This is a genomic window from Aurantiacibacter gangjinensis, assembly GCF_001886695.1.
In the GTDB taxonomy this organism is placed as follows: domain Bacteria; phylum Pseudomonadota; class Alphaproteobacteria; order Sphingomonadales; family Sphingomonadaceae; genus Alteraurantiacibacter; species Alteraurantiacibacter gangjinensis.
On sequence record NZ_CP018097.1, the window covers coordinates 2108606 to 2122331 of the forward strand.

The following is a 13726-nucleotide window of genomic DNA, read 5'->3' on the forward strand; positions in this document are numbered from 1 at the left end:
CTTGGCGGCAGCGCGCGTGGGAATCAAGCAGCGCTTTCCAAAGCCAGCTTCACGCGGCCCGCCACATCGGCGATAATCGCAGCCCAGCGTGCCTGCCCGGTTTCGGTCGCGATCAGGTCGTTGCGGATCTCTATTGCGCAATAGGGACGCCCATGCGCTTCAGCATGGCGGTTCATCGCCGCGTTCAATTGCTTGCCCGAATAGGGTTCGTTGTCACCGACGGTGACGCCCAACTCGCTGAAAAGGCGAATGGCATGCTGGGCGGCGCTATCGTCCTGATTATACAGCAGTCCGATCTCCCACGGCCGGTCGGCGGCGGGATCGCTTTCCAGCACAGGTGTGAAGGAATGGATGGAGAGGATGAGGCCCGGCTGGACGGCGTCGAGCCAGCTCTCCAGCGCATCGTGGTAGGGCCGGTAATAGCGTTCCAGCCGCGCCTCGCGATCCGCGCCGATATTGCCAGCGATCAGGATACCGTCGCTCGATGTCGGCACGAGGCCATCCGCATCCTCTTCACGATGCATATCAATCACCAGGCGGCTGATATCCGACAGCATGGCCGGGATGTTGTGGCGTCGTGCCAAGCGCTCGCACACGCCGCCCGCGCCGATATCGTAGGCGACATGCTTGTCCAGCGTGTCGGGTGACACGCCAAGCTCGATGCCCTCGGGCACGCGGTTGGACGCGTGATCGCAAACGGCGACGATACCCCCTCTGCCGGCCTCGCCAATCAGGCGCACGACCTGCTCGCTCATCGCAGTAATCCTTTCATCTGCCACCAGTTCGGGCGCTTGGCAGCGATCCGTGTGGCAGCATCATCCCTGTCGTCTGCAGTGTTGAATAGAGCAAAACAAGTTGCGCCGGAACCCGACATTCGGGCCAGTATGGCGTCGGTCGCATTCAGCTGTTCGAGAATGTCCGCAATTGGCTCGCAGAGATTGATGGCTGAAAGCTCGAGGCTGTTCGTGCCGAATAGCGCGATGTCGCGGGCAGAGCCTTCGGGCAGCGGCCCATCGTCATGCCCCCACCAGCCGGCGAACACCGGTCCGGTGGGCAGCGGCTCGCGTGGATTGACGAGCAGGACCGGCGTTCCAGCCAGGTCGTTTTCGATCGGTTCGAGCTCCGTTCCAGTGCCGCGACCAATCGCCATCTCGCTGCGGACACAGGCCGGGACATCGGCGCCGAGCCGTGCGGCGCGCTCGTGCCAGTCATCCGGAAGGCCATGCATCTGTTCCACCAGCCGGAACACCGCGCCAGCATCGGCAGACCCTCCGCCAAGCCCTGCGGCGACCGGCACGTTTTTCTCCAGGGTGATTTCCAGCCCATCGGGACGAGGCAGAGCGCCGAGGGCCTGCATAACGATATTGTCGAGCGGGTTCTCCAGCGCAGCCCCGAATTCGCCGACCGTGTCCAGGCTGTCGGCAGGAGCGCCGTGCGCGGTCAGCACGTCCCCGGCGTCGACAAACGCGAACAGCGTCTCAAGCTCGTGATAACCGTCGTCCCGTCGCTTGCGAACATGCAGCGCGAGGTTGATCTTGGCGTAGGCTGTCTCTCTGGCCAATTTCGTTTTCCTACTCGATTGCGGCCTGTCAGCATGCGCTCGGCTCTTTCACATCGATGTTACCATACTGCGCGAAAGGCAATTTCCTGACGCCAAGTGTCAATTTTGACCATAGCGGCATTTTCGGCAGATAGGCGCGGCTTTCGGCACGAATTCTCGCCTTTCGGCCTTGTCAACTTCGTCATCTTATCCGGGAGCAGCCGCTCGCCTACAATTCAGGATCGGCGGCAATCATGCGATTGGGATCGGGTTCGCCATCCACCTTCACAAAATCGCAAGTTTGCGCGCGTTCTCTGGATCGGGTGCCGTCCTCATTTTCCACGGTATACATGATGCCGACTTGCCAGAATTGTCCTGCATCCAGTGAAACGTGATCGAGGCGGTCATAGCTTTGCGGGTTTTCGAGGTTGGTTTTCACATACCGTTCGCAAGAATCAACTTCGGGCGGATCTATAAGAACGCCGCATCCTGTTACCGACGCAACTGCCAGCGCGGCGATGACGGATGGAGCGCGTCGCATCACATATTCGGATAGTTTGGCCCGCCGCCGCCTTCGGGCGTGGTCCATTCAATGTTCTGGTTCGGGTCCTTGATATCGCAAGTCTTGCAGTGGACGCAGTTTTGCGAGTTGATCTGGAATTTCGGCTCCTGCCCTTCCTCGATCAGCCACTCGTAAACGCCTGCCGGACAATACCGGGTCGAAGGCCCGCCGAAAACTTCCAGTTCGCTTTCACGCTGCAATTCCAGGTCCTGCACCTTCAGGTGATTGGGCTGGTCTTCGGCATGGTTGGTGAAGGAGTAGGAGACGCTCGTCAGCCGGTCGAAGCTGATGACGCCATCCGGCTTGGGATAGTCGATCGGCTTGTAAAGGTCGGCCCGCTGCAGCGCCTCATGATCGCGGTGGTGGCCCATTTCCGGCACGATGGCGAGTTTCAGCGTGCGTGCCCACATATCGGCCCCGGCGAGCACGGTGCCAACATCGCCGCCGAACTTGGCGACCAGCGGCTGGGCGTTCTTCACTTTCTTCAGCTCGGTGGCGATCCAGCTGTCGCGCAAATTCGCGTCGTAATCAGCAAGCTCGGTATGCTCCTTGCCATCGGCAATCGCAGCCGCGACGCTCTCGGCGCAGAGCATCCCGCTCTTCATCGCGGTGTGGCTGCCCTTGATGCGGGGCACGTTGACGAAACCTGCCGCACAGCCAATCAAAGCTCCGCCGGGGAAAGCGAGCTTTGGCACGCTCTGCCAACCACCTTCATTGATGGCCCGCGCGCCGTAGGCCACGCGGGTGCCTCCCTCCAGATATTCGCGGATGGCCGGGTGCTGCTTCCAGCGCTGGAATTCCTGGAAAGGCGAGACGTAAGGGTTCTTGTAGTCCAGCGCCGTCACGAAGCCGAGCGCGACCTGGTTGTTCGACTGATGATACAGGAAGCCGCCGCCCCACGTGTCGCTTTCGGAAAGCGGCCAGCCCTGCGTATGGATCACGCGGCCCGGCACGTGCTTCTCGGGATCGATATCCCAAAGCTCTTTCACGCCAAGACCGTAAACCTGCGGCTGGCAATCGGCTTCGAGGTCGAAGCGCTGCTTCATCTTCTTGGTCAAATTGCCGCGCACGCCCTCTGCAAAGAGCGTGTATTTCGCGTGGATTTCCATGCCCGGCTGGTAGTCGCCCTTGTGCGAGCCATCGGCAGCGACACCCATATCCTGCGTGATGACGCCGGTGACCGCGCCATCCTCGCCGAACATCACTTCTGATGCAGGAAATCCGGGGAACACCATCACGCCCAGAGCCTCGGCCTGCTCTGCCATCCAGCGGCACAGATTGCCCAGCGAGCCGGTGTAACAACCATTATTGCTCATCAGAGGCGGCATGACGGCATGCGGCATATTGGTCTTGCCGCCCTTGCTCATCGCCCAGTGCCAGTTATCGGTGACTGGCGTTTCGGCCATCGGGCAATCCATGGTGCGCCAGTCGGGCAGCAATTCGTCCAGCGCCTTGGGATCGACGACCGCGCCTGAAAGGATGTGCGCGCCGATCTCGCTGCCCTTTTCCAGCAGCACGACTTCGAGCTCCTCATTGACCTGCTTTAGCCGGATCGCCGCGGCGAGGCCGGCTACGCCCCCGCCCACGATCACGACGTCGGTTGGCATGGATTCGCGTTCACTCATCATGGTCACTCATCGTTTTGGCCCGTAAATCGGCTGTTTTGTCCGTGGGGACTTGATCGCTGGCACGGGGCAGGTCAAGACCGGCGCAAGTCCACCCATGAATAATCACACAGACAAATCGCTCGCAGAGCAGTTTTCCGCCGCACAAGACTGGTGGCGCGATGCCGGCGTGGATTACGATTTTTCCGACGATGTGCAGGTCATGCTGGCGGATGAGGAGCCGGAGGCCGAGCCGGAGCGTCGGGCACCGCCGCCTGCTGCCAAAGCAGAGCCGGAAAAGCGTCCCGCCATCGAATCCATCGAACTGCCGGGCGATCTGGCCGCTTTTTGCGATTGGTGGGCAGGCCCGGCCAATCCTTTTGCACGGGCGGGTGGCACTTCGGTCGCTGCGCGCGGCGAGGCGGGCGCGCCTGTCATGGTGATCGCCGCCATGCCCGAGAGCGGCGATAGCGACGTGCTGCTCTCAGGCCCCCATGGCAAATTGCTGGGCAATATCCTGCGAGCACTGGATATCGATCCGGAGCAGGCCTATTTCGCAAGCGCCCTTCCCACGCATACACCGCTACCCGATTGGGAGGAACTGGCGTTCGACGGTCTCGGCCAGGCGCTGTCCCACCATGTCACCCTCGCCAAGCCGCAGCGCATCCTCTGCTTCGGCAGCAAGATCCCGACCCTGTTTGGCCACGATCCCGCTTCATCGGCAGACAAGTTCTCCAACATTGCCGGTATTCCGACTCTCGCCACTTTTGCCCCCGACCGCCTGCTAGATCATGCGCGCCAGCGTGCGCGCCTGTGGCAGCGGCTGCTGGAATGGACCAAGCCTGCATGAAAAAGCTCGCCGCGCTCGCCATCGCGCTCGCACCTCTTCCCGCCGTGCCTGCCGCTGCGCAGGATGAATCGCGCGCCTACTTCACCGCCCGAATTTCCGAGCGCGTGACGCCGCAGCAATTGTCGCAGAGCGACCGCGCTTACTACAGCGAGCTGTTCACCGCGATAGAACGCGGAGAATGGAGACGGGTCGAAGAGCTTTTTGCCCAGCGCCGCAGCGGGCCGCTGCACAATGTCGCGCGGGCAGAGTATTACACCGCCCCCAATTCGCCGCGTGTCGAGGCAGGACAGATCGCCGACTGGCTGCAATCGGGCACCAACCTGCCGCAGGCCGAACAGCTGGTCCGCCTCGGCGAAACGCGCGGCCTTGAGGGTGAATACCGGCTTCCTTATGCGCGCAATTTCCAGTCCCAGCGCGCTATGCCGCGCCGTACGCGGCCCCGCACCGTCCGCGATGGTACGATGCCCGATGCGATCCGCTCGGACATTATCGAACATATCTCCAATGACGATCCGACCGGCGCGCGCATCCTGCTCGACGGGATCGACGCGCAACTGAGCAGCGAAGCGCGCGCGGAATGGCGCCAGCGCGTGGCGTGGAGCTATTTCATCGAGAACCGTGATGCCGAGGCGCTGGCCATGGCGCAGACGGTTGCAGCCGGCAGCGGCGCATGGGTGGCAGAGGGCGACTTCTCCATTGGTCTCGCGTCCTTCCGCCTCGGCGATTGCCGCACCGCGAGCGGCGGATTCCAGCGCGCGGCGCAAGGTGCGATCAATCCCTCGCTCCGGTCAGCGGCGTTGTTCTGGGGATCGCGAGCAGCCCTGCGCTGCCGACAGCCCGAGCTCAGCCAACAGCTTTTAAGCGACGCCGCGCTAATGGACGATACGATGTATGGCATGCTTGCTGTAGAGCAATTGGGTCGCGACCTGCCGGACCGGATGGAAAGTGCCGATTTCACCGCCGAGGATTGGCAGCGGGTCGGCGGCTATGAAAATGTTCGCACGGCTGTCGCGCTGGACGAGATCGGCCGCGATATCCTGGCCAGCCAGGTGCTGTTGCACCAAGCTCGCATCGGCGATCCGGGCGATTACGAAGCGCTGTCGCGGCTGGCGCGCGAACTCGGCTTCCCGCGCACGCAGATCTATATGGCGCTCAATGCCCCGAATGGCGGGCGTGCCGATCCCGCCTCGCACTTTCCCGCGCCAAAGATCGCGCCGGAGGGCGGTTGGGAAATCGATCCCGGACTCGCCTTCGCGCATATCCTGCAGGAAAGCGTTTTCATCGCCGATGCCGTGAGCCCCGCCAATGCGCAGGGTCTAATGCAAATTACTCCGCCCACGCTGCGGCAGCACGCCGGATGCGTCGGGCGTCCGGCAGGCGCGATCAATGTGTTTGATCCCGAGATGAACCTCGCTCTCGGACAGTGCAATCTCCAGATGGTGGCCAACCACCCTGCAACGCAGGGGCGCCTGCCGCAGGTCATGGCAGCCTATAATGCCGGCCTCACCCCGATCACCCGCTGGGTGCGCGAGGTGAACGACCAGAACGATCCGCTGCTCTACATGGAAGCGATCCCCTATTGGGAAACGCGCGGTTATGTCTCCATCGTGATGCGCAATTACTGGATGTATGAGCGACAGGCGAATGCCGCGTCGCCAAGCCGCGTGGCGCTGGCGCAGAATGCGTGGCCTATGTTCCCGGATGCCGGCGCGGGCAGCGGGCGTATCTACATGTCCGGAGAGCGATAGTGGCGATCGACGAACGCCTCGATTTCCGGCCGATCAATATCGCAGTGCTCACTGTCTCAGACACGCGCACGAGCGCCGACGATAACTCGGGCGACATCCTTGCCGAACGGATCAAGTCGGCGGGTCATTCCGTCGCCCAGCGCGCTATCGTGAGAGACGATGCCGATAAGCTGGTCGAGCAGCTTTACCAATGGATCTCCGATGATGGCATCGATGCGATCATCAGCACCGGAGGAACCGGGCTGACAGGTCGCGACGTCACGCCCGAGGCACTGGACCGCATCATGGACAAGGACATCCCCGGTTTCGGAGAGTTGTTTCGCTGGGTAAGTTACGGAACTATCGGGACATCGACCATCCAGTCACGCGCATGTGCGGTCCTGGCCGGAGGAACCTACATCTTCGCGCTGCCCGGTTCGAACGGAGCGGTGAAGGATGGGTGGGACAAGATTCTCGCCGAACAGCTGGATAGCCGAAATCGCCCCTGCAACTTCGTCGACCTTATGCCGCGCCTGCGCGAAAGCTGACTTCGCGATAGCGGCTTGCGATCGCCACATCTTTGTTCTACAAATGTTCCATGCCTCTTGGAGCCAGTCCCCAGCGCGGTCGCGGCGCGCAATCGGCGACCGTGCCGGACCGGTTCGGCCTTCCCACGCGAGAGATGGATGGCGATTGGCGCGATGCCATGGAGGCGCTGGACGGTCCGCCGGTCAAGCTGCGCACCACCGTCACCGAGGAGCACCCTAAGACGATCCTGTCTTTCAACCAGTCGCCCGACATCTTCTTCGACAGATCAGTCAATGCCTATCGCGGATGCGAGCATGGCTGCGTCTACTGTTTCGCGCGGCCTACCCATGCCTATCATGACCTTTCACCGGGCCTCGATTTCGAGACGAAGCTCTACGCCAAACCCAATGCGGCGCAGCTGCTGAAGGAGACTCTGGCGCGGCGAAAATATCGTCCTCGGCCCATAGCCATGGGCACCAATACCGATCCCTACCAGCCCATCGAAGGCGATTACCGGATCACCCGGCAATTGCTGGAAGTCTGCCTCGACGCGCGCCATCCGGTCACGATTACGACCAAGTCCGACCGGGTCCTGCAGGATCTGGATCTGCTGGCGGAGATGGCGCGGCGAAACCTGGTGGCGGTGGCGATCTCGGTCACCAGTCTCAACCCTGTCCTGTCCGGAAAACTGGAACCGCGTGCGGCAGCGCCTGCAAAGCGGATGGCGGCGCTGGCGAAGCTTGCCGAGGCGGGCGTACCGACGCACTGCTCTATCGCCCCGGTGATCCCGGCCATCACGGACGAGTTCATGGAAAGTATTGTCGCAGAAGCGGCCGGGGCAGGCGTGAAAAGCTGTGGATGGATTCCGCTGCGACTGCCCCATGAGGTCTCGCCACTGTTTCGCGAATGGCTCGATGTCCACTTTCCCGACCGTGCGCGAAAGGTGATGGGAATCGTGAAGTCCATTCGCGGCGGCAGAGATAATGATCCTAGTTTTTTCAGTAGATTGCGCCCCACCGGCGTGTGGGTGGAACTTTTTCGCGCGCGGTTCCTTGTTGCCTGCAGGCGCAACGCTATCCGTAAAACGCATTTCGAACTCGATTGTGACGCATTTCGGCAACCCGAAACGGGCGATCAGCTAAGATTGTTATGAAAAGCTGTGCATTCGTGTGAGTTTGCGTTAACAGGCAAATCAGCTTTGTCGCTAAGATGGATGAACCATCGTGCGGCGCTGCGCAAAGTTTCGCAGTCCTTTGATATGGGGGATTACAAGATGAAGAAGTTTACAGTCGGTTTGATGACGGCCACGGCCTTCGTCGCAACGCCGGCGATGGCCGGCGACGGCGAGTTTTATATTGGACTTGGTGGCGGTGTCAGCAGCGCCGAAGATATCGAGTTCGATCTCGTTGACGACATCCCAAGCAATAATGATGAAATTCTCGTTTTCGAAATGGATTACGGTTGGGAAGGCGAGGCCGTCATCGGCTACGACGCCGGCCCGCTGCGTTTCGAGATCGAAGGCGCCTATCGCGAATTCGACATCGACCGCGTACTAGACGAAAACCTGGTCGGTCTGCCCTTCATCTTCGATGCCCCCGTCGGTTTCGACCAGGAAGTGTTTGAGCCGATTGCCGGTGATTTCAACACTTGGAGCGGCATGTTCAACGTGTTGCTCGACTTCGGCGATGATGATGGCATCTCCGTTTCCGCCGGTGGTGGTATCGGCATCTCGAATACCAGCTTCAACGAAGTGACCGCCTTCACTCGCAGTGATGGCATCGTCGACGACAGCGACACTCGTTTTGCATGGCAGGCAATCGCGCAAGTCCGCGCTCCGCTGACCCGCAATATCGACGCCTCCATCAAGTACAAATACCACAACGTCACCGACCCGACCTTTGTCGATCAGGCCGGTCGTCCGTTCGGTGCGAATGTGAACAGCCACTCTCTGCTTGGCACGTTCATCTTCAACTTCGGTCGCGAGGAAGAAGTTATTCTGCCTCCTCCTCCGCCGCCGCCCCCGCCGCCGCCTCCTCCACCCCCGCCGCCTCCGCCGCCGCCTCCGCCGCCGGAAGCAGTGTGTGAAAGCGGTCCGTATATCGTGTTCTTCGACTGGGATCAGTCGGACATCACGCCGGAAGCTGCTTCGGTACTGAACAGCGCAATCACCGCTTATGGCGATTGCGGCACGGCCTCCATCATGCTGGCCGGTCACACCGATACCTCGGGCACCATGGCCTACAATGAAGGCCTCGCCATGCGCCGTAACGAATCGGTGTATGACTACCTGACCGCTCGCGGTATCCCGGGTGGCCGCATTTCCAGCGAAGCCTTCGGCGAAACGGACCTGCGTGTCCCGACTGCCGACGGTGTCCGCGAACTGCAGAACCGCCGCGTGGAAGTCACCTACGGCCCCAACGCGGGCATGTAAGCGACTGCCTCAATGGCAAAACAAATCGGGCCGGAGCAGCAATGCTCCGGCCCTTTTTGTTTGCGATTAGAGTCTCTTCGCTAAGTCTTGACGCTATGGATCAGTCGCAATCGCCTGCTTCGCTGAGATCGTAATCAGCGACCATCCAGCGCCCGTCGATCCGGTGCATGACGAGCACTTCCTGCGCGCCCGGACTGTTCGAAAAATCGGTTTCGAAAATGAGCACCTCGATTTCGCTGGCTGCGCTGCCGGCAGGGGCCGCCCGGCGATTGACCGCGAGAAGATCCCGCTCAAGCACGACACCGTAATTGTTGTTGCGCAGCGCCATGCCGATTGCCCACAGGCCATCTGAATGACGATCGCGCATGACCGGTGCGGCGGCCTGCCGGCTTACCTCTGCCTCCTCATTCTCGATCAGTCCGAGCCATGCCACTGCGGCACTTTCCGATTCGGCGCTTGCGACAGCCGGCGATGGCTGAAAATTGCTTTGCGCGGCTGTCTGCATCGGTGTGACAGCTATCGTCTCTGTCGCCGTGACTGTCGGTACCGGCGATGCCGGCGCATTGGCGGCGCTATCGTTCGCTGGCGGCGCAGCTTCGGTGAATGTGCCGCTGGATATGGCGAGAGCGCCGGCTGCGATTATGAGCGAAAGGATCATGACGGTGGCTCCTGTTTTCCACCGCGCCGGTCCGGCGGGTACCGAACCTTCGTGCGCCGTGGTGCCACCAACGTCCGCATCACCACTGCCTTCCGCGACCCCAAACGGTTTGTGTGCAGGGTTTTGGGGTGCCCTCTCCTCCGTATCCCCCAATATTCTTGCGGCCTCTCGGCTGCTTGTCACATCCAGTTTGCGGCGTGCATTGCGCAGCCTGTCGTTGATCGTATGAACGGACAAGCCCAATTCCGACGCGCTGGATTTGGCATCGTGGCCCGCCAGCAGCAGGCGTAGCGCCTCCTTCTCCTTTTCGGTCAGGCTGTCGACCGCATGCGTCATGCAACAAGCCGCAAATGGCCCACGCCCTTTATCGGAGACAGCGCCACATTAGTGATGCCCGGAATGGCCGAGAGCCGATCCACCAGATCGCCCCCCAGCGCATAATCCGTGCCTATCAGCACCTGTGGCTCGTAATCTTCGCCGGTTCGCAAATGCAGAACGACTTCGCCGTGGCCCGCCCTGCCCGGCTCGAGCGATTGCTTCAGCGTTTCGAGAGCTGCAACATCGTGCACGTCTGCCGTCAACTGCATCTTGGCCGTGCTTTTGACCTCTGCCAGCGGGCGCGCACCGCGCACGGTAACACGCGGCGGATCGTCCGGATTGGGCGAATCCAGCTCGACATTCAGCAGCACGCAGGTGCCATCCTCGGCCCAGCGCAGAAATTCGTCGACCAGCGATTCCTCGAAGCAGGCGGCGCTGAATTGACCGGACGCATCTGAAAAGTCTGCACGGATGAACTCCGCGCCCCGCTTGGTGCGGCCCTTGTTCACGCTCTCCACCATCGCCGCCATCACCGCGGGCTGGCGTCCGCCGCCGAAGCCGCCGTCCATCAGAGATGCATAGGTCCGAGCGCCCTGCGCGTCGGCAACCTGGCGGAATTCCTGCACCGGATGCGCTGCGAAGTAGAAGCCGAAGACGTCGCGCTCCATCGCCATCTGGTCAGCGCGCGGCCAAGAGTCGGCATCGACCAGGCGCAGCGTCGGCTCCGCGTGATCCTCACCGCCGAACAGTCCTGCCTGCCCGCTGGCCTTTTCGCGATTGGCTGCATCGGACACCGCCAGCAGCATATCGGCGTTGGCAAGCACCTTCGCGCGGTTCGGCTCGAAACTGTCGAACGCGCCAGCGCCGGCCAAACCTTCCAACTGTTTGCGGTTCATCGAGCCGGCCGGCAGGCGCTTGAAGATGTCTTCCAGCGTTTCGAAAGGCCCATGCGCCTCCCGCTCGGCCACGACCTGCTCCATTGCCTTTTCGCCGACATTGCGAATACCTGCGAGCGCGTAGCGAACGGCCCAGCCATCCTCGCTCTGTTGCACGCAGAATTCCGCTTCCGATGCGCCGATATCGGGGCCGAGAAGCTGCACGCCGTTGCGCCGCAGATCGTCGACGAACACCGCCAGCTTTTCGGACTGGTGCATGTCGAAGCACATGGATGCGGCGTAAAATTCTTCCGGGTAGTGCGCTTTCAGCCAAGCCGTCTGGTAAGATAGCAGCGCGTAAGCAGCCGCGTGCGACTTGTTGAAGCCGTAGCCTGCGAACTTGTCGATCAAGTCGAACAGGCGGTTCGCCTCGTCCTTCTCGATGCCACTGACTTCGAGGCAACCTTCGCAAAACCTTCCGCGCTGCTTGTCCATCTCCGCCTGGACCTTCTTGCCCATGGCGCGGCGCAGCAAGTCGGCATCGCCGAGCGAATACCCGGCAAGGATCTGCGCGGCCTGCATCACCTGCTCCTGATAGACGAAGATGCCGTAGGTCTCGGCCAGGATGCCTTCTAGCTTGGGGTGCGGGTAGACGATCTCTTCTTCGCCCGCCTTGCGCTTACCGAAGCTGGGGATGTTGTCCATCGGACCCGGGCGATAGAGCGAAACGAGCGCGATGATGTCTTCGAACTTGGTCGGCTTCACCGCTGTCAGCGTGCGGCGCATGCCTTCCGATTCCAGCTGGAACACACCGACCGTGTCGCCGCGTTTCAGCAGGTCGAACACGCCCTCATCGTCCCAAGCCAGTCCGTCGAGATCGACCGTGATCCCGCGCCGCTTCAGCAGGTCGACGGCTTTCCGCAGTACGGAAAGGGTCTTTAGGCCGAGAAAGTCGAACTTTACGAGCCCGGAATCTTCGACATGCTTCATGTCGAACTGCGTCACCGGCATGTCGGATCGCGGATCGCGGTAGAGCGGAACGAGTTGGCTCAATGGCCTGTCGCCGATCACCACACCGGCGGCGTGGGTGGAGGAATTGCGCGGGAAGCCCTCCAGCTGCATGGCGAGATCGACGAGGCGCTTTACTTCATTATCGTTCGAATATTCGCGCTTGAAGTCGGCAGCACCGTTCAGCGTACGTGGCAAGGTCCACGGGTCGGTCGGGTGGTTGGGCACCATCTTGGTAAGACGGTCCACCTGGCCATAGGGCATTTGCAGGATGCGTCCCGTATCGCGCAGCACGGCGCGCGCCTTCATCTTGCCGAAGGTGATGATCTGCGCGACCTTATCCTTGCCGTACCGATCCTGCACATAGCGGATCACTTCGCCGCGCCGCGTTTCGCAAAAGTCGATATCGAAGTCGGGCATGGACACGCGTTCGGGATTAAGGAAGCGTTCGAACAGCAGGCCGAGCCGGATCGGGTCGAGATCGGTAATGGTCAGTGCCCAGGCGACAAGGCTGCCCGCACCCGACCCGCGCCCCGGCCCCACCGGGATGCCCTGTGCTTTTGCCCATTTGATGAAATCGGCAACAATCAGGAAGTAACCGGGAAAACCCATATTGCGGATCACCCCGACTTCATAATCGAGGCGATCGACGTAGACTTTCAGCTCTTCGTCCGACATCTCGCCATAGGGTTCGAGACGCGCGGCGAGGCCCTTGCGCGCATCCTCTTCCAGCATGCGCGCTTCGCCCGCCTGGTCTCCGGCGAGGCTGGGCAGGATCGGCGCACGGCGCGGAGGTGCGAATGCGCAGCGCTGCGCGATGACGAGCGTGTTGGCGGTCGCTTCCGGCAGGTCGGCAAATAACTCCTCCATCATCCGCGCGGATTTGACGAATGCCTGCGGGTTGGAGGTCGGCCGGTCGTCGCTATCGATCTGGCTGGAATTGGCGATGCAGAGCATGGCGTCATGCGCGCTGTGCATGTGCGGTTCTGCGAAATTGGCGGGATTGGTGGCAACAAGCGGAAGGTTCTGCGTGTAGGCAAGTTCTATCAGGCCCTGCTCCGCCGCTTCCTCTGTCGGATGGCCACGCCGCGCCAGTTCGACGTATAGCCGCTCCGGAAAAAGCCTAGCGAGGCGCTCGGCCCGCTCATGCGCGCGCCTCTCCTTGCCATCGGCCAGCAGGCGAGTGACCGCCCCTTCGCTGGCACCGGTCAGCGCGATCAGCCCATCGGTGTGCCCCTCAAGGTCAGCCATTGCGACATGCGGAGCCATCTCCAGCGGCCTGTCGAGATGGGCGCGGCTGATAAGGTGACACAGATTGTTCCACCCATCCTCATCCTGCGCGTAGAGCGGCAGGTGATCGACCGTTTTCCCGTCATCCGCAATTACGCCCAGCAGCGTGCCGATGATCGGCTGGACGCCTTCGCCAAGACACGCTCCTGCGAACATGGACGAGCCGTAGAGCCCGTTGCGATCGCAGATGGCGATGGCGGGAAAGCCCCGCTCCTTCGCCAGCTTGGCAATGCCCTTCGGGTCGATCGCGCCTTCCAGCATGGAATAGCTCGACAGAACGCGAAGGGGTACGAACTTGGTGAATGGCATACGCGCAATATGCGAACTTTGCCCCT

11 protein-coding genes are annotated in these 13726 nt (G+C 61.6%); 5 read left to right on the forward strand and 6 right to left on the reverse strand.

Annotated elements, in window-relative coordinates; translation table 11 throughout:
* Positions 1 to 23: 23 nt before the first annotated feature.
* The 4 genes from BMF35_RS10320 to BMF35_RS10335 form a co-directional block, all read right to left on the reverse strand.
* A complete protein-coding gene (locus tag BMF35_RS10320; protein ID WP_047005868.1) occupies positions 24 to 755 on the reverse strand; it encodes an N-formylglutamate amidohydrolase in 732 nt (243 codons plus the stop codon).
* Complete coding sequence (locus BMF35_RS10325; protein ID WP_047005869.1) at positions 752 to 1561, reverse strand: 4-(cytidine 5'-diphospho)-2-C-methyl-D-erythritol kinase; 810 nt, start codon at positions 1559 to 1561, stop codon at positions 752 to 754. The genes BMF35_RS10320 and BMF35_RS10325 overlap by 4 nt, the downstream gene beginning before the upstream one ends.
* 208 nt (positions 1562 to 1769) lie before the next feature.
* Entirely contained in the window at positions 1770 to 1979 is a 210-nt protein-coding gene (locus BMF35_RS10330; RefSeq protein WP_071961207.1) for a hypothetical protein, read from the reverse strand.
* A 101-nt stretch (positions 1980 to 2080) separates the two neighbouring features.
* The gene (locus BMF35_RS10335; protein ID WP_047006515.1) at positions 2081 to 3727 is read right to left on the reverse strand and encodes an electron transfer flavoprotein-ubiquinone oxidoreductase; all 1647 of its coding nucleotides are present in this window, start codon (positions 3725 to 3727) and stop codon (positions 2081 to 2083) included.
* Positions 3728 to 3824: 97 nt separating this feature from the next.
* Here BMF35_RS10335 and BMF35_RS10340 point away from each other — a divergent pair, with 97 nt between their 5' ends.
* The 5 genes from BMF35_RS10340 to BMF35_RS10360 all read left to right on the forward strand — a co-directional run bounded on the left by BMF35_RS10340 (position 3825) and on the right by BMF35_RS10360 (position 9242).
* A complete protein-coding gene (locus tag BMF35_RS10340; protein WP_047006516.1) occupies positions 3825 to 4556 on the forward strand; it encodes a uracil-DNA glycosylase family protein in 732 nt (243 codons plus the stop codon).
* On the forward strand, positions 4553 to 6304 hold the full coding sequence (locus tag BMF35_RS10345) for a transglycosylase SLT domain-containing protein (RefSeq protein ID WP_082115591.1): 1752 nt from the start codon (positions 4553 to 4555) through the stop codon (positions 6302 to 6304). The genes BMF35_RS10340 and BMF35_RS10345 overlap by 4 nt, the downstream gene beginning before the upstream one ends.
* The gene (moaB, locus tag BMF35_RS10350) at positions 6304 to 6831 is read left to right on the forward strand and encodes a molybdenum cofactor biosynthesis protein B (RefSeq protein WP_047005872.1); all 528 of its coding nucleotides are present in this window, start codon (positions 6304 to 6306) and stop codon (positions 6829 to 6831) included. The genes BMF35_RS10345 and moaB overlap by 1 nt, the downstream gene beginning before the upstream one ends.
* A 50-nt stretch (positions 6832 to 6881) precedes the next feature.
* Positions 6882 to 7964, forward strand: coding sequence for a PA0069 family radical SAM protein (locus tag BMF35_RS10355; protein ID WP_047005873.1), 1083 nt, complete (start codon positions 6882 to 6884; stop codon positions 7962 to 7964).
* A 120-nt stretch (positions 7965 to 8084) separates the two neighbouring features.
* The gene (locus BMF35_RS10360) at positions 8085 to 9242 is read left to right on the forward strand and encodes an OmpA family protein (RefSeq protein ID WP_047006517.1); all 1158 of its coding nucleotides are present in this window, start codon (positions 8085 to 8087) and stop codon (positions 9240 to 9242) included.
* A 100-nt stretch (positions 9243 to 9342) separates the two neighbouring features.
* On the opposite strand, the gene BMF35_RS10365 is transcribed toward BMF35_RS10360, so the two are convergent.
* Complete coding sequence (locus BMF35_RS10365) at positions 9343 to 10236, reverse strand: DUF4019 domain-containing protein (RefSeq protein WP_052765915.1); 894 nt, start codon at positions 10234 to 10236, stop codon at positions 9343 to 9345.
* Positions 10233 to 13700 (reverse strand): DNA polymerase III subunit alpha, encoded by a 3468-nt coding sequence (dnaE, locus tag BMF35_RS10370; protein ID WP_047005874.1) that lies wholly within the window; start codon positions 13698 to 13700, stop codon positions 10233 to 10235. Before dnaE ends, BMF35_RS10365 begins: the two co-directional genes overlap by 4 nt.
* Between the last annotated feature and the right edge of the window lie 26 nt (positions 13701 to 13726).